The sequence below is a fragment of the Magnetococcus marinus MC-1 genome, from assembly GCF_000014865.1.
Lineage (GTDB): Bacteria > Pseudomonadota > Magnetococcia > Magnetococcales > Magnetococcaceae > Magnetococcus > Magnetococcus marinus.
The window spans coordinates 435,328-452,683 of the sequence record NC_008576.1 but is presented as its reverse complement, the minus strand read 5'-3'; the positions used below and the strand labels follow the sequence as shown (position 1 = coordinate 452,683).

11 protein-coding genes and 1 pseudogene are annotated in these 17,356 nt (G+C 53.6%); 9 read left to right on the top strand and 3 right to left on the bottom strand.

The window, feature by feature from the left end:
- Nucleotides 1-229: 229 nt before the first annotated feature.
- The 6 genes from scpA to MMC1_RS02000 all read left to right on the top strand — a co-directional run bounded on the left by scpA (nucleotide 230) and on the right by MMC1_RS02000 (nucleotide 12,539).
- Complete coding sequence (gene scpA, locus MMC1_RS02025) at nucleotides 230-2,374, top strand: methylmalonyl-CoA mutase (RefSeq protein ID WP_011712084.1); 2,145 nt, start codon at nucleotides 230-232, stop codon at nucleotides 2,372-2,374.
- An 11-nt stretch (nucleotides 2,375-2,385) separates the two neighbouring features.
- On the top strand, nucleotides 2,386-3,384 hold the full coding sequence (gene meaB, locus MMC1_RS02020; protein ID WP_011712083.1) for a methylmalonyl Co-A mutase-associated GTPase MeaB: 999 nt from the start codon (nucleotides 2,386-2,388) through the stop codon (nucleotides 3,382-3,384).
- A 1,594-nt stretch (nucleotides 3,385-4,978) separates the two neighbouring features.
- A complete protein-coding gene (locus MMC1_RS02015; RefSeq protein WP_011712082.1) occupies nucleotides 4,979-6,523 on the top strand; it encodes an acyl-CoA carboxylase subunit beta in 1,545 nt (514 codons plus the stop codon).
- 9 nt (nucleotides 6,524-6,532) lie between these two features.
- Nucleotides 6,533-8,494, top strand: a complete 1,962-nt coding sequence (locus MMC1_RS02010; protein WP_085987155.1) for an acetyl-CoA carboxylase biotin carboxylase subunit — start codon at nucleotides 6,533-6,535, stop codon at nucleotides 8,492-8,494.
- Between the two features lie 13 nt (nucleotides 8,495-8,507).
- Nucleotides 8,508-8,909 (top strand): methylmalonyl-CoA epimerase, encoded by a 402-nt coding sequence (mce, locus tag MMC1_RS02005; RefSeq protein WP_011712080.1) that lies wholly within the window; start codon nucleotides 8,508-8,510, stop codon nucleotides 8,907-8,909.
- 1,749 nt (nucleotides 8,910-10,658) lie between these two features.
- Nucleotides 10,659-12,539: a propionate--CoA ligase gene (locus tag MMC1_RS02000; RefSeq protein ID WP_011712079.1), complete on the top strand. Its 1,881-nt coding sequence runs from the start codon at nucleotides 10,659-10,661 to the stop codon at nucleotides 12,537-12,539.
- A gap of 57 nt (nucleotides 12,540-12,596) precedes the next feature.
- Here MMC1_RS02000 and MMC1_RS22475 read toward each other — a convergent pair.
- Together MMC1_RS22475 and MMC1_RS01990 are read right to left on the bottom strand one after the other, a co-directional pair.
- A pseudogene (locus MMC1_RS22475) lies at nucleotides 12,597-12,875 on the bottom strand (HigA family addiction module antitoxin); the annotation flags it as partial.
- A 171-nt stretch (nucleotides 12,876-13,046) separates the two neighbouring features.
- Nucleotides 13,047-13,361, bottom strand: a complete 315-nt coding sequence (locus MMC1_RS01990; RefSeq protein ID WP_011712077.1) for a hypothetical protein — start codon at nucleotides 13,359-13,361, stop codon at nucleotides 13,047-13,049.
- A gap of 340 nt (nucleotides 13,362-13,701) precedes the next feature.
- Here MMC1_RS01990 and rsgA point away from each other — a divergent pair, with 340 nt between their 5' ends.
- On the top strand, nucleotides 13,702-14,757 hold the full coding sequence (gene rsgA, locus MMC1_RS01985; RefSeq protein ID WP_011712076.1) for a ribosome small subunit-dependent GTPase A: 1,056 nt from the start codon (nucleotides 13,702-13,704) through the stop codon (nucleotides 14,755-14,757).
- Nucleotides 14,758-15,153: 396 nt separating this feature from the next.
- Here the strand turns inward: rsgA and MMC1_RS01980 are convergent, their stop codons facing one another.
- Entirely contained in the window at nucleotides 15,154-15,519 is a 366-nt protein-coding gene (locus tag MMC1_RS01980; RefSeq protein WP_011712075.1) for a hypothetical protein, read from the bottom strand.
- A gap of 379 nt (nucleotides 15,520-15,898) precedes the next feature.
- Between MMC1_RS01980 and MMC1_RS01975 the strand changes: the two genes are divergently transcribed.
- Together MMC1_RS01975 and MMC1_RS01970 are read left to right on the top strand one after the other, a co-directional pair.
- Nucleotides 15,899-16,159: a hypothetical protein gene (locus tag MMC1_RS01975; RefSeq protein ID WP_011712074.1), complete on the top strand. Its 261-nt coding sequence runs from the start codon at nucleotides 15,899-15,901 to the stop codon at nucleotides 16,157-16,159.
- A gap of 6 nt (nucleotides 16,160-16,165) precedes the next feature.
- Nucleotides 16,166-17,185, top strand: coding sequence for an Mrp/NBP35 family ATP-binding protein (locus MMC1_RS01970; RefSeq protein ID WP_011712073.1), 1,020 nt, complete (start codon nucleotides 16,166-16,168; stop codon nucleotides 17,183-17,185).
- Nucleotides 17,186-17,356 lie beyond the last annotated feature (171 nt).

Below are 17,356 nucleotides of genomic sequence, written 5' to 3'. Positions count from 1 at the left end.
CCACATAAACCACGCAAATAGTTAAAAAACATAGGCTTGATTAATTCAAACCGTTTCATATATGGTGGTTAAATAGCGTATTCCCATGATCGGGCTAAGTGCAATTGGCACGGCATGCCCCCGCTCCAATGGTTTAATCAGATGGACGTGCATGCCAAGCGTTTAACGTGGAATACGCTTTGAAAACCATTCATGCAGATGCACTGACGGCATACAGGGGAACACCACAATGGCCCACAGCAAGCCTACTTTGGCAGATTGGCAAGCACTGGCGACAAAAAGCCTGAAGGGAAAACCGCTGGAGAGCCTGCACTGGCACAGTGCCGAGGGTATTGAGGTTAAAAGCCTCTACACTTCAGCCGACCTCACGGCCCATGGTTGGGAGAGCGACACCATGCCCGGCATGGCACCCTATACCCGTGGTCCCTACCCGACCATGTATGCCAGCCGACCCTGGACCATCCGTCAATATGCGGGGTTTTCTACAGCGGAAGCCTCCAACGCCTTTTATAAACGAGCCTTGGCGGGTGGTGGTCAGGGTATCTCTGTCGCCTTTGATCTGGCAACGCACCGGGGTTATGACTCGGACCACCCTCGGGTGGTGGGGGATGTAGGCAAAGCTGGGGTGGCCATAGACAGTGTGGAAGATATGAAAATTTTGTTCGACGGCATTCCTTTAGACAAAGTTTCGGTCTCCATGACTATGAATGGTGCGGTGCTACCCATTTTAGCGGGGTATGTGGTGGCCGCCCGTGAACAAGGGGTTACGGAGGATCAGCTAAGCGGCACCATTCAGAATGATATTCTCAAAGAGTTTATGGTGCGCAACACCTACATCTATCCCCCTGAGCCTTCCATGCGCATTATTGGGGATATTATTGTGTATGCCTCTGAGCATATGCCCAAGTTTAACACCATCTCAATCTCTGGATACCATATTCAGGAGGCGGGAGCGGATGCGGCCTTGGAGTTGGCCTATACCTTAGCGGATGGCAAAGCCTATGTAGAGACAGCTATTAGCCGTGGCTTGACGGTGGATGCTTTTGCCCCTCGCTTATCGTTTTTCTTTGGCATTGGCATGAATTTCTTTATGGAAGTTGCCAAGTTACGTGCGGCGCGGCTGCTCTGGACGCGGATTATGGAGGGTTTTAAACCCAGTGATCCCCGGTCGAGTATGTTACGCACCCACTGTCAGACTTCGGGTTGGTCGTTGACCTCGCAAGATCCCTACAACAACGTGGTACGCACGACGGTGGAGGCGATGGCGGCGGTTTTTGGTGGCACTCAATCGTTGCACACCAACGCATTGGATGAGGCGATGGCCCTACCCACGGATTTTTCGGCCCGTATTGCCCGCAACACCCAGCTTATTTTGCAGGAGGAGTGCCACATTACCCACGTGGTTGATCCGTGGGCGGGTTCTTACATGATGGAGAGTTTAACCCGGGCGTTAGCGGAGAAGGCGTGGGCGATTTTTGAGGAGGTTGAGGCCAAGGGTGGCATGGTCAAGGCCATTGCGGCGGGTTTGCCGAGCCGCCGTATTGAGGCCTCGGCGGCGGAGCGGCAGGCACGTATTGATAAGGGGTTGGATGTGATTGTGGGGGTTAATCGGTATCGTCCCCCACAGGAGGATCCGGTGGATGTGTTGGTGGTGGATAATGATGCGGTACGCACGTCACAGGTAGCCCGGTTGCAGTGGGTCAAGGCGAATCGGGACAATGCTCAGGTGGCGGAGATTTTGGCTCGCATGACGGCGGCGGCGGCTTCTGGGGAGGGCAATCTATTAGCACTGGCCATTGAGGCGACGGCGGCGCGGGCTACGGGTGGGGAGATTACCAGCGCTTTGGAGCAGGTATATGGTCGTTTTCAGGACAAAGCGCAGGCAACCACGGGAGTGTATGGCAAGGTGTGGGAAGAGGATGAGACGTGGAAGGCGTTACGGCGGGATATTGAGGCTTTTGCGCAGGAGGAGGGTCGGCGTCCGCGTTTGTTGGTGGTGAAGATGGGGCAGGATGGGCATGACCGGGGAGCCAAGGTTATTGCCAGTGCTTTTGCGGATTTGGGTTTTGATGTGGATCTTGGTCCGCTGTTTCAGACCCCGGAGGAGGCGGCGCAGCAGGCGGTTGAGAACGATGTGCATGTTTTGGGGGTATCGACCTTAGCGGGTGCGCATCATACATTGATACCGGCGTTGATTAGGGCATTGTGTGCGGAGCAAGCGGAGGATGTCTTGGTGGTTGCGGGTGGGGTGATCCCGGAGCAGGATTATGCTTTCTTGCGTGAGGCGGGGGTGGCGGAGATTTTTGGGCCGGGCACTTCGGTGGTGGATGCGGCGGGTCGGGTTTTGCGGGCGATACGGGCGAAGCGGGGTTAAGGGGTTTGGGCATGCGCCACACGGGCCAGGAGTATATTGCCGGGGTATTGGCGGGCAACCGGCGCATGGTGGCCAAGGCGATTACGTTGGTGGAGAGTTCACGGGCTGAGGATAGGCTCTTGGCGCGTGAGGTGTTGGCGGGGTTGATGCCTCACACGGGGGGGGCGTTACGGGTGGGTATAAGTGGACCGCCTGGGGCGGGCAAGAGCACCTTTATTGAGGTTTTTGGGCTTTATTTAATTGAGCAGGGGTTACGGGTTGGGGTGTTGGCGGTTGATCCATCGTCACGGCGCAGTGGTGGTTCCATTTTGGGGGACAAGACGCGCATGGCGCGTTTGACGGGATCGCGGCAGGCGTTTATTCGGCCTTCGCCGGCGGGGGAGAGTTTGGGTGGGGTTGCGCGTTGCACGCGGGAGTCGCAGTTGATTTTGGAGGCGGCGGGGTATGAGATTATTTTAATTGAGACGGTTGGTGTGGGTCAGAGTGAGACCTTGGTGGCGGGCATGGTAGATTTATTTGTGTTAATGGCCTTACCCAATGCGGGGGATGAGTTACAGGGGATGAAGCGGGGCATTATGGAGTTGGCGGATCTGGTATTGGTCAACAAGAGTGATGGTGCCTTTGTGGATGCGGCGCAGCGTACGGCGGGTGGGATTGAGTCGGCATTGAGGTTATTGCATGGGGGTTCGGTGGGTTGGGATCCTGAGGTGATGACGATCAGTGCGGCGGAGGGTCGTGGTTTGGCTGAGGTATGGTCACTGTTTTCACGTTTTCGTGAGGGCATGACGGCATCGGGGGCGTTGGCATATAAGCGTCAGGAGCAAGCGCGGGCGTGGATGTGGGATTTGGTACGGGATGGTTTGACGCAGCGTTTTATGGCGCATGTGCAGGTTAAGGATATTTTGCAGGGTTTGGAGTTACGGGTGGTTGCGGGTGAGGTGACGGCGGTGGTTGCGGCGGAGTTATTATTGGATCGTTTTACCGATGGTGGTGGGGCAGATGGTCTTTAGGTTGGGGGAGGTGGTAGAGGGAATGTGTTAGTGATTTTGAATGCCTCTATGCCCAGGGAGTCCCATTATTAAAAGGGATTGGGGGGTCTGGGGGGAAGCTCTGCTTGCCCACCCAGCGGGTGCAGGGCAGAGCCCTGCCGGGTCTGGGCGGAGCCCAGTGGGGTTCGGGGCGAAGCCCTGAGATCTTTTGACTTTTTTAATCTTTTGATCTTTTAGCCCCGTACCGATGGAGCAAGGGTGCAGGGGTTTTATTAAGAGAGCACGGGTTGTGTAGGAGCGCGGTACGGGGCATAGGGTAGCGATGTCACGCGCCAGCGTGGCGGGCGGTTGGGCACATTGGAGTTGGGAGGGTAAATCTCTACATGCCCCAACAGAGCCCAACTCGAAACTGAATGCCTCTATGTCCAGGGAGTCCCATTATTAAAAGGGATTGGGGGGTCTGGGGGGAAGCTCTGCTTGCCCACCCAGCGGGTGCAGGGCAGAGCCCTGCCGGGTCTGGGCGGAGCCCAGTGGGGTTCGGGGCGAAGCCCTGAGATCTTTTGACTTTTTTAATCTTTTGATCTTTTGTAAAGCCCCGTACCGATGGAGCAAGGGTGCAGGGGTTTTATTAAGAGAGCACGGGTTGTGTAGGAGCGCGGTACGGGGCATAGGGTAGCGATGTCACGCGCCAGCGTGGCGGGCGGTTGGGCACGCAGTGGCTGGGGTGAAAACCGCGCTTGGGCACACCGGCGCTGGGAGGGTCAATCTCTACATCCCCCAACCACCGCCCAGACCTAAGCCCCGCTGGGGCGTTTGGCATCCGTATGGATGGGGAAATTGGAAAAAAACCCCAATTTCCCCATCCATACGGATTAAAAAGCTGGCTCGCTGGTCGCTAAGCTGCAAAAAGACGCAGCTTAGCTCCCGTTGCGAAGGGCGAGCCTAAAAGAAAAAACAAAAAAAACAAAAGACTAAAAGCAAAACCCTGAGGGGAGACAGAGAACTTCTCCCCCCAGACCCCCCTCAAACCTTTTTTTAAGCGTAAAAGCTATAAAATTAAGTGCTATACCGGGAGATTTTGCTACAAAATCAACAAACTAAAAGCAAAACCCTGAGGGGAGACAGAGAACTTCTCCCCCCAGACCCCCCTCAAACCTTTTTTTAAGCGTAAAAGCTATAAAATTAAGTGCTATACCGGGAGATTTTGCTACAAAATCAACAAACTAAAAGAAAAAACCTGAGGGGAGACAGAGAACTTCTCCCCCCAGACCCCCCTCAAACCTTTTTTTAAGCGTAAAAGCTATAAAATTAAGTGCTATACCGGGAGATTTTGCTACAAAATCAACAAACTAAAAGAAAAAACCTGAGGGGAGACAGAGAACTTCTCCCCCCAGACCCCCCTCAAACCTTTTTTTAAGCGTAAAAGCTATAAAATTAAGTGCTATACCGGGAGATTTTGCTACAAAATCAACAAACTAAAAGAAAAAACCTGAGGGAAAAAAACACCTCCCCTCAGACCCCTTTTTAGCATAAAAGCCCTGAATATAAGGGCAAAATGGAGATAACACTCCGTAAAGTCTAACGACTTAGAAAGCAACCGGGAGAGACCATCGCCATGCAGGAAATTATTGAAAAACTCGATCACCTCCGTAACCAAGCACGCCTGGGCGGTGGCCAAGCTCGTATCGATAGCCAACACGCACGAGGCAAACTCACCGCCCGTGAACGCATCGACGTACTGCTGGACGAAGGCTCCTTCGAAGAACTGGATATGTTCGTCACCCATAACTGCATCGACTTCGGCATGGCCGACAAACGTATCGCCGGTGATGGCGTCGTCACCGGTCACGGCACCATCTTTGGCCGCGCCGTCTTTGTGTTCTCCCAAGACTTTACCGTGTTTGGCGGCTCCCTATCCGAAGCCAACGCCACAAAAATATGCAAAATTATGGATATGGCCCTCAAAGTCGGCGCCCCCGTGATCGGACTCAACGACTCCGGCGGTGCCCGTATCCATGAAGGGGTTAGCTCCCTCGCCGGCTACGCCGAAGTGTTCCAACGCAATGTCATGGCCTCCGGCGTCATCCCGCAAATCTCCGCCATTATGGGACCCTGCGCCGGAGGTGCCGTCTACTCCCCCGCACTGACCGACTTTATCGCTATGGTCAAAGATACCTCCTATATGTTCGTGACCGGTCCCGATGTGGTAAAAACCGTCACACACGAAGAAGTAACCGCCGAAGACCTGGGGGGAGCCGTCACCCACGCCACCCGCTCCGGTGTAGCAGACTTTGCCTTCGACAACGATATGAGCATGCTCAAACAGCTACGCCGCCTCATGAGCTTTCTGCCCTCCAATAACACCGAAAAACCCCCCCTGGTCGAAACCCATGATCCCGCAAATCGCCCCGATATGACCCTGGATCATCTGGTACCCATGGATGCCACCAAACCCTATGATATGAAAGAGCTTATCGAAAAGGTGGTGGATAATAACGATTTTATGGAGGTGCAAGCCGGTTACGCCAAAAACATTATCATCGGTTTTGGACGCATGGAGGGCAGCACCGTAGGGATCGTCGCCAACCAACCACTGGTACTCGCAGGCTGTTTGGATATTAATTCCGCCATTAAAGCAGCCCGCTTTGTGCGGTTTTGCGACTGCTTTAATATTCCCATCGTCACCTTTGTGGATGTGCCCGGTTTTCTACCCGGTACCCAGCAAGAGCTGGGCGGTATCATTAAACATGGCGCTAAATTGCTGTTTGCGTATGCCGAGTGTACCGTGCCCAAAATCACCGTCATCACCCGCAAGGCTTATGGCGGGGCTTATGACGTGATGGCCTCCAAACACCTACGTGGCGACCTAAATTATGCTTGGCCCAACGCGGAGATTGCGGTGATGGGTCCCAAAGGGGCATCGGAGATTATCTTCCGTAATGAGATCAAGGAGGCCGATGACCCTGCCGCCAAGCTGCAAGAGAAGACCGACGAGTATACCAATAAGTTTGCCAATCCGTTCATCGCCGCCAGCAAAGGCTTTATTGATGATGTCATCATGCCCCACAACACCCGCTATCGGGTGATCCGTGGATTGCGTTTGATGAAGGATAAAGATCTTCAAAACCCTTGGAAAAAACACGCCAACATGCCCCTGTAAGGACGGACTATCATGCAGAAGATTCTTATCGCCAACCGGGGCGAAATTGCCTGCCGCGTGATCAAAACCGCACGCCGCATGGGTATTCAAACCGTTGCTGTTTACTCGGATGCCGATCGTGAGGCGCTCCATGTGCGCATGGCGGACGAGGCTTATTATATTGGCCCATCACCAAGTAACCAGTCCTATCTGGTTATGGATAAATTGTTGGAGGTTATTAAGCAGTGCGGGGCGGATGGTGTACACCCAGGGTATGGATTTTTATCTGAAAATTCGACTTTTTGCCGCCGATTACAGGAGATGGGGGTTATTTTTATTGGTCCTAATCCCACGGCGATTGATGCCATGGGGGATAAAATCAGCTCGAAAAAGCTGGCGCAAGCGGCCAACGTCAACACCATTCCGGGCCATATGGGCATTATTGAGAATGCCGACGAGGCGGTGCGTATTGCCGCTGAGATTGGTTATCCGGTGATGCTTAAGGCCAGTGCGGGTGGGGGTGGCAAGGGCATGCGCATTGCCCACAATGACGCCGAGGCAGCCGAGGGTTGGCAGAGTGCCACCAATGAGGGGCTCTCCTATTTTGGTGATGGGCGGGTTTTTATTGAGAAGTTTATTGAGAACCCCCGTCACATTGAGATTCAGGTTTTGTGTGATGGTCATGGTAATGGGGTTTATTTAAACGAGCGCGAGTGTTCGATCCAGCGTCGCAACCAGAAGGTGATTGAGGAGGCTCCATCACCCTTTGTGGATGCGGATATGCGTAGGGCGATGGGTGAGCAAGCGTTGGCATTGGCGCAGGCGGTGGATTATGTCTCTGCGGGTACCATTGAGTTTGTGGTGGGTGCGGACAAGGGTTTTTATTTTCTGGAGATGAACACCCGTTTGCAGGTGGAGCATCCGGTGACGGAGTTTATAACCGGGTTGGATTTGGTGGAGCAGATGATACGGGTTGCCCGTGGCGAGCGGCTGTCGATCACCCAGGATCAGGTGTTGTTGAAGGGTTGGTCGATGGAGAGCCGGGTTTATGCGGAGAATCCTTATCGTAATTTTCTGCCGTCGGTGGGGCGTTTGGTGCGCTATGAGCCCCCCCTCGAAAGTGCCCATGTACGGGTGGACACGGGGGTATTTGCTGGGGGTGAGGTGACACTTTTTTATGATCCGATGATTGCCAAGTTGATCACTTGGGGCCAGGATCGTGGGGAAGCGATTGAGCATATGCGTGAGGCGTTGGATAGCTATTTGATTGAGGGTCCGGGGCATAACATTGACTTTTTGAATGCGGTTTTACGGCATCCTCGCTTTGTAAGTGGCAACATTTCCACGGCGTTTATCGCGGAGGAGTATCCTGAGGGTTTTGAGGGTGCGCCTTTGAGCGGGATGGATAGGCAGTTGTTTGCGGTTGCGGCGGCCTATATTGAGCAGCAGGCGCAGGCGTTATTGATGGACCTGGGGGTCGAGAAGTCTTGGGTAGTGAGTGTTGATGAGGAGGTTTTACCCCTGATTTTTAGGGAGGTTGAGGGGGGGGATGAGGTTGAGTTTGGGGATGGTTCGCGGTTTGGGGTGAGTGGTGTTGTACGGCCTGGGGCGAAGAAGGTTACGTTAACCATAGCTGGGCAGGTATGCACGTTTGGTGTTGTGCGGGGTGAGGAGGGGTACCATTTAACGCGGGGTGGGCGTCAGGTAGGGGTTTATGTGCGCACACCGCGTCAGCATCAATTGGCGCAGAGGATGCCGGTTAAGGTTGCTCCAGACACCTCTAAGATGTTGATAACGCCCATGCCGGGCTTGGTTTTAAAGATTATCGTTGAGGTTGGGGATTGCGTTTCGGCGGGGGATCCAGTGTGTGTGTTGGAGGCGATGAAGATGGAGAACATCATGCGGGTTGAGCGTGATGGTGTGGTAGGGGCGATTTTTGCCAAGCCGGGGCAGGCGGTGGAGTCGGACAGCATTATCATGACCTTTGAGTAAGGGGGGTAATGGGATGATAGGGCGGTTAAACCATGTCGCGATTGCGGTTGCGGATTTGGATGCGGCGGAGCGGCAGTATGGTGATTTATTGGGTGGTATTTTGAGTGCGCGTGAGGATTTACCGGAGCATGGGGTGACGACTGTTTTTGTACGGTTGTCCAACACCAACATTGAGTTGCTGCATCCTCTTGGTATGGATAGTCCCATTGCCAAGTTTTTGGAGAAGAGTCCATCGGGTGGTTTGCATCATGTTTGTTATGAGGTTGAGGATATACGGGCGGCGATGGAGCGTTTGGTTGCGGGGGGGGCTCGGGTTTTGGGTCGAGAGCCGAAGATAGGGGCGCATGGCAAGCCTGTTATTTTTCTGCATCCCAAGGATTTCAGTGGCACGTTGGTGGAGTTGGAGCAGGCGTAAATGGTTGGCTGATGAGGTAGAGGGGCATTGAAGGGGTTCTGCATACCTCTATGTCCAGGGAGTCCCATTATTAAAAGGGATTGGGGGGTCTGGGGGGAAGCTCTGCTTGCCCACCCAGCGGGTGCAGGGCAGAGCCCTGCCGGGTCTGGGCGGCGCCCAGTGGGGTTCGGGGCGAAGCCCTGAGATCTTTTGACTTTTTTAATCTTTTGTAAAGCCCCGTACCGATGGAGCAAGGGTGCAGGGGTTTTATTAAGAGAGCACGGGTTGTGTAGGGGCGCGGTACGGGGCATAGGGTAGCGATGTCACGCGCCAGCGTGGCGGGCGGTTGGGCACATTGGAGTTGGGAGGGTAAATCTCTACATGCCCCAACAGAGCCCAGGCTGAAACTGAATGCCTCTATGTCCAGGGAGTCCCATTATTAAAAGGGATTGGGGGGTCTGGGGGGAAGCTCTGCTTGCCCACCCAGCGGGTGCAGGGCAGAGCCCTGCCGGGTCTGGGCGGAGCCCAGTGGGGTTCGGGGCGGAGCCCTGAGATCTTTTGACTTTTTTAATCTTTTGTAAAGCCCCGTACCGATGGAGCAAGGGTGCAGGGGTTTTATTAAGAGAGCACGGGTTGTGTAGGGGCGCGGTACGGGGCGTAGGGTAGCGATGTCACGCGCCAGCGTGGCGGGCGGTTGGGCACATTGGAGTTGGGAGGGTAAATCTCTACATGCCCCAACAGAGCCCAGGCTGAAACTGAATGCCTCTATGTCCAGGGAGTCCCATTATTAAAAGGGATTGGGGGGTCTGGGGGGAAGCTCTGCTTGCCCACCCAGCGGGTGCAGGGCAGAGCCCTGCCGGGTCTGGGCGGAGCCCAGTGGGGTTCGGGGCGGAGCCCTGAGATCTTTTGACTTTTTTAATCTTTTGTAAAGCCCCGTACCGATGGAGCAAGGGTGCAGGGGTTTTATTAAGAGAGCACGGGTTGTGTAGGGGCGCGGTACGGGGCATAGGGTAGCGATGTCACGCGCCAGCGTGGCGGACGGTTGGGCACGCAGTGGCTGGGGTGAAAACCGCGCTTGGGCACACCGGCGCTGGGAGGGTCAATCTCTACATCCCCCAACCACCGCCCAAACCTAAGCCCCGCTGGGGCGTTTGGCATCCGTATGGATGGGGAAATTGGAAAAAAACCCCAATTTCCCCATCCATACGGATTAAAAAGCTGGCTCGCTGGTCGCTAAGCTGCAAAAAGACGCAGCTTAGCTCCCGTTGCGAAGGGCGAGCCTAAAAAAATCAAAAGATTAAAAGCAAAACCCTGAGGGGAGACAGAGAACTTCTCCCCCCAGACCCCCCTCTAACCTTTTTTTGATAATAGAAGCTCTACCGGTAGCTGCGTAACCTGGAGTCAATGCTTAAAAATCAAAAGATTAAAAGCAAAACCCTGAGGGGAAACAGAGAACTTCTCCCCCCAGACCCCCCTCAAACCTTTTTTTAATAATAGAAGCTCTACCGGTAGCTGCGTAACCTGGAGTCAATGCTTAAAAATCAAAAGATTAAAAGCAAAACCCTGAGGGGAGACAGAGAACTTCTCCCCCCAGACCCCCCTCTAACCTTTTTTTAATAATAGAAGCTCTACCGGTAGCTGCAAAAACCGGAATATAAAGCCACACATCCATTGATTTAAGAATACAAAAACCTGGGTAACACAGGGAAATCAACTCTAACCAACCCCACCTAATTGGGATGCACCCTAGGTAGCGAGGAGACGGCCAGCATGGAAAACCGTGAAAAATATGAAGCGTTCTATAAACGCTCCATCGAAGACCGCGATGGCTTTTGGAAAGAACAAGCCAAACTGATCCATTGGGATAAACCCTTTAAAACCGTGCTCGAATACCAAAAACCCCCATTCGCTAACTGGTTTCCCGATGGCACCACCAACCTCTGCTATAACGCCGTCGACCGCCACTTGGCCGAACGCGCAGACCAAACTGCCATCATATGGGTCTCAACCGAAGTCGAACAAGAAAAGACCATCACCTACCAAGAACTCTACCAGCAAGTCAATGAATATGCCGCCCTGCTCAAAGATCTAGGCGTCGGTAAAGGCGACCGCGTGCTGGTCTACCTGCCCATGATCGCCGAAGTTATCCCCGTCATGCTTAGCTGCGTACGCATCGGTGCCATACACTCCGTGGTGTTCGGCGGCTTCGCCAGTACCGCCCTCGCCTCACGCATTGATGACGCCGCACCCAAATTGATCATCACCGTGGATGCCGGTATTCGTGGCGGAAAAGTGGTACCCTATAAACCCCTGCTGCAAGAGTCCCTAAACCAAATCAGCGTCACACGCCCCAAAGTGCTGCTGATCAACCGTAACCTAGACCCCAACCTGAAAATGGAAAAAGGAGATCTGGATTTCACCACCGAATTGGCCAAACATAAAGATGCCGTGGTGGAACCCGAATGGCTGCCATCCTCCCACCCCAGCTATATCTTGTACACCTCTGGCACCACCGGCAAAGCCAAAGGAGTACAACGGGATACCGGCGGACACGCCGTCGCCATGCGCGCCTCCATGAAACACATCTATGGGGTCGAACCAGGCCAAGTGATGTTCGCCGGCTCCGACGTGGGCTGGGTGGTAGGCCACTCCTACATCGTCTATGCACCCCTGCTCACCGGTGCCACAACCGTGGTCTACGAAGGGCTGCCCATCCGCCCCGATCCCGGTGTTTGGTGGTCGCTGGTCGAAAAATATAAGGTGAACTGCCTCTTTACCTCCCCCACCGCCATCCGCCTGCTGAAAAAATCTGGCGAAGAGTGGATCTGGAAATATGACCTCTCCAGCCTAGAATCCATGTTCCTGGCCGGTGAACCCCTGGATCGCGAAACCCATCGCTGGGTCACGAGCGCCCTAAAACATGCCCCGGTGGTGGATAACTATTGGCAAACCGAAACCGGCTGGCCCATCCTCACCAACTTTAAAGGGATGGGACTCATGGAGACCAAATTTGGCTCCCCCTGTCGCCCCGCCTATGGTTTTGATGTGGTGCTCATTGATGACCTAACCCAACAACCCGCCGAACCCAATACCAAGGGCTCGTTGATGATCCGTCCCCCCCTACCACCCGGTTGCCTAAGCACCGTATGGGGCGACGATGAACGGTTTGTGCAAACCTACTTCAGCCGCATGCGCGAACCCATTTACGCCACGTTTGACTCCGCTGTTTACGACGATGACGGCTACTACTACATCATGGGCCGGGATGATGATGTCATCAACGTGGCAGGCCATCGCTTGGGTACTCGCGAGATCGAAGAGGCCCTCTGCTCCCACCCCGCCGTGGCCGAGGCCGCCTCGATCGGCATTAAAGACGAGCTACGCGGCCAAGCCATTAGCTGCTTTGTGGTACTCACCACCGGTGCCGAGCCCCCCAGCGAAGCCGACCTGAAAAACCATGTGGCCAGCCAACTGGGGCCGGTTGCCCGTCCTCACTTTGTGCGGGTGGTCACGGCGCTGCCCAAAACCCGCTCGGGCAAAGTGCTGCGCCGCGCCATTGTTGCTATTAATGAAGGGCGCGATCCTGGCGATCTACCCACGATTGAAGACGCCTCCGCCCTGGATAAGATCAAGGAAGCCTGCAAAAACTAACCCCTATGGGCGCACCACCCCCCCGGTGGTGCGCCACCCTGTTTTTGTACGTTCATTTTAAGCATGTTGTTTTTCAGCCACCCTTAACGTCAAGTGTTCTTCTTTGACTTTAAGTCGTGCCATGCCGATGTCATAATCATCCTGGAGACCTTTCCACAATTTAGCCGGCATTTTAAACACGAATTCAAGTTTAACGGCTACCTCTGCTGATATGGCGCGTCTACCATTGACAATTTCGTTGACTGTATTATTACGTTCCTTAAAGCCTAGCATTTCTGAGAGTTGCGCCTGTGACAGACCATAGGGACGGATAAACTCTTCCTGTAGAATAATACCAGGATGTACGAACTCAAGTGTATGATCCTGTCAAATCGTGTGTGTGAAGATGTGTATGTTTGTCCATCATCCTCAACCCCTTGATGATGCTCTAAGTGTGTGACAACACCCAGGAAGCAACGGTTATTTCTTTTATTGTTATTATTATATCGGTTAGATACATGAAAAGTTTTAAAGCTCTACATGTTTTCCGTAGATAGTCATGCCTCCCATGGTAGAAAGCCCTTCAGGAACCAGATTGCCACTGCATGCTTTGATAAACATGTGCCTATCGTGGTAAACCCACAAGGCATAAATGTTAGGTGAATCTGGAAAGCCGTAGCTTGGCCTGCCTGCAATTTGGTTGAGCCATTTAGGCTCATCCAAATTCCTAACCATGGAAACACAGAACGTCAGTTTTATTTCATAAAGCGATATCGGGTAACCGTTTTTGCTGTTTTTATTATTTATGGCGTCTTGGAACGCTTTTTTTATGCGCTGCTGCAATTTCCATACAACCTCCGACGGCTATACCACCTATTTTAACTTTATTTATACTGTTTCACGGTGTTTCAGTGTAGGTCAACATGGTAACAGCGTATTGCGGAGATGTTCAGCTTTTAAAAGCCTGTTTCGTTTGCGTGCCTGCCATGGTAGAATTTTGGCTCTTCATCTGTTCAAAGGAGTTTTTATGCAACGCATGATGCTTGTCTCCCGCTCCGGGCTGCCGGAACTTGGGATGGGGTTGTAACACCACCTCTGACTGCTCCCCCGGTCGGCCCGGCTTGTTTGAGCTGGGCTTCTTGACGGAAGCCCGATCTTCTCTTCTTGATCGAGGTTTCATACCGTGTCGAATGCGCTTTCTACGCTTTCTAATGTGCCCTTGCGCCCATTTTTTCAACAACAACTGAGCATGGAAGAACAACACGCTACCCATGTGGTCAGGGTAATAGCGCGCCATGGCGACACCCTTACGCTTTTGGGTAACGATGGCCAAAGTTCTTTAAAATTGCCGGGAAAATGGCGCTTGCAGCCACCCGAAGAGCAACCCATTGTCGGCGATTGGCTGGTCATGGACCAACAAAACCAACCCCTGCGATGGCTAGAGCGGCTTTCCCATTTATCCCGCAAGGCCGCTGGGTCAGGACAACAGACCCAGCATATGGCGGCCAACATTGATACGCTGTTTGTGGTCTCCTCTTGCAATAGGGATTTTAACCCTTCACGGCTTGAGCGCTATTTGGCCCTAGCTTTTGCGGGGAACGTGCAACCGGTGGTTCTGCTTACCAAAGCAGACTTGGTGGATGAACCTGAACCCTTTTGCCGACAGGTCGAAAGTCTGCATCGGGGTGTTGTTGCCATCGCGCTGGATGCCCGGCACCCTGACCTACACCACCAGCTCGGGCCATGGATTGGGCCGGGGGAGAGTGTCGCTTTTCTAGGCTCATCCGGTGTGGGAAAATCAACCCTGATCAATGCCTTGCTTGATCAAAAGAGCATGGCCACCCAAGCAGCCCGGGCTGACGATGACCGGGGTCGCCACACCACCACGGCCCGCGCTATGTTTCACATGAAAAGTGGCGCTTGGTTGTTGGATACTCCTGGCATGCGAGAGCTACGCTTGGGCGAGAGCAACCAAGGATTACAAACCCTCTTTTCCGATATTGAAGCCCTTGCCCAGGCGTGCCAATATCGGGATTGTGATCATGAAAGAACCTCTGGCTGTGCCGTGTTGGCTGCCGTTGCATCCGATACCTTAGATGCGCGAAGGGTACGAAATTACCTAAAACTCCAGCGGGAACAGACCTACTTAACGGAAACAGTCTGGCAGCAACGCGACCGGCACCGCCAGTTTGCCCGCTTGGTTAATCGGGTAAAAATTGACAAATTCGGTAAACGTTAAAGGTGTTGCCTCTACCGTGCTACACAAGGGGGGAAAGGCAATCCAGCCCCCCACAATAAAATCATCCCCTTCAACTCAACGGCCCCTGCACAGGGGGCCGTTTATTGAATCAAACAATTCCATCCTCCCCCAACCGCTACGTCTATTTGGCTTACCGCAATCCCCCCGTAAACCGCCCGCAACGGTTCTGCATGAACTGCTTTTATAGAGGACACTGTCATAATTGTTCATGTCTTATCCAAGTTACGGATGTCTACAGAAGAGCGCGCTCAAACTTGCTAGAGCCAAGCTGGCAATGCTCAAGAACCGTGTAATGGGAGCGGACATGCACCCCTACAAAAGCGCGTAATTAAGAAAATGCTTTACAAAAATAGTTCATACAAGCTACAGCTTGCTTCAGCCATCTCCATAAAGACAGTCGAAAGCGGAGAGTATTCTATGCTCCTTCGCAAGGGCTTCGGCTTGGGGCTTATCATAAATTTTTACAAATCGCTCCAACCCTATTAATTTCATTAATGCGTAGTTTTGCTCCGAAACATTGGTCAGACAAACTTCATATTTATCTTGGTTGCTTATTTGGATCAACTTACCCAACTGTTCACTATTCAATGTTTTCATCATGCCTACATTGAACACGACCAACTCAACTTGACGGCTGTTATGCAGATCCTCCCTCAAGCGTTCAAACTGAGCATACCGATCCCCATGCAGATACTCACACGCACACAAGACCCAAACGGAACCCTCCCTGACTTCAGCCATTACACCCCCCTTCTGCTCCCTTTCCCTACTATTTCAAAACACCCGGTGCCTTATCTAATTTTATTGATACCATTTAACTTATACAACTCAAAAATTCAAAATGGTAAGTTTTGTAGCATTGCCTCTGCACGCTGCATCCTGGTCTAGGAGATCCCATCCAAGCCTACGTCACGCGCGGCCATGGGCACCACACCTCCTTTTCCGCGCCATGTTCGCGTCACATTCCATCGCTCCTTACCCTTATGCCAAGCTGCCCACAATTTTCACCCACCCCCCTTGCAAATGGGTCTAAGCTGGCCTACATATGCCCCGAGTGAACCCGCGTTCACAAAGGTTGTTGGTCTGGCCACCCGTTTAACAGGCTATCAAGAGGTACGCTATGTCCGCTGAACAGGGCTTTATCGACTATGTTAAAACCACCCAACCCAAAATGTGGGAACTGATCCGCAAAACCGCCGATGAGAGCGGCCTCATTGTGGTGGATGAAGCCAATGATGCCATTACCGCCACCAACCGCTTGCTCTGGTGCAATCCGGTCTTGCACGACTGTCTGGCGACCTTGGTGGATCAATGGTGTGGCAAACAGACCACCCCAGCCGAAAGCTTTCGCGCTCTGCTCAACCCCCCATCGAAGGATTAACCCCCCATGGCTCAACGCGCCGCCATTGTCGCCCTATTTGATCAACTGCAAGAACCCAAGCTAAAATGGAACATCAACACCCTCAACCTGCTGCAAGAGGTCACGCTGCACGAGCAGCATCTCCGGGTGGTGGTGCATCTCATTACCGGTGATCGGCAACAACGCATCGCCTTTGAAGAGCAGGCAAGGCAGGCCATTCAGGCCATCCACACCGGCAGCCTAGAGCTTATTGTTGCCCAAGCACAGGTGGGTACCGAGGGCATTCAAGGGGTTAAACGCATTATCCTGGTAGCCAGCGGTAAGGGGGGCGTGGGCAAATCCACCGTAGCGGTCAACCTGGCGGTGGGGCTCAACCTGCTGGGCCACAAGGTGGGGCTGATGGATGCCGATATCTACGGCCCCAGTGTGCCCACCATGCTGGGCTGCCACGATAAACCCCAGGTGCTGCCCCATGAGTATCTCTTACCCCTGCAACGGCATGGCATTCGCTTTATCTCCACCGGTTCGTTGGTCGACCCGGGTAAAGCCCTGGATTGGCGCGGTCCATTGGTGAGTGGTACCCTGCTACAATTTATCACCAAAACCTGCTGGGGTGAGCTGGATTACCTGATCATCGACATGCCCCCCGGTACCGGAGACGCCCAATTAACCATCGCCTCCAAACTAAAAACCCATGGGGTGGTACTGGTCACCACACCCCAAGAGGTCGCCTGGGGCGACGTGCGCCGCGCCATCGAGCTGTTTCAAAAGCAGCAAGCCCCCATTCTGGGCATCGTGGAAAATATGAACCACCAAGTGTGCACCGCCTGCGGCCACCAGAGCCACCCTTTGATCCATAGCCAACTGCCACTGCCCCCGGGCATTGTCTCGCTGGCCCAACTACCGCTGGCCCATGAGATCTCCCAGGCCGGGGATGCGGGAGTGCCCCTGCTGCTGCAAGAGTCGTCGAGCCCCGCCAAGGCCGCCCTGCTGGCACTGGCCCAGCGGGTCGCCCAGTGCACCGCCCCAACCCAAGAGCCTGCCTAGATTCCTGCTGCATGCCAGCCTACCCACAAGCCGCAAAGCAGCCGGGTAGGCTGGAAAATCACCCATGGCCCCTTGCAAGCCATCCCAGGGGTACTTACATAAAAGGCACGAGGGGGCGAAGGAATGGCCCCAGATAGACCGTTCAAAGCCAATCTGATTCGTAAACCGGAC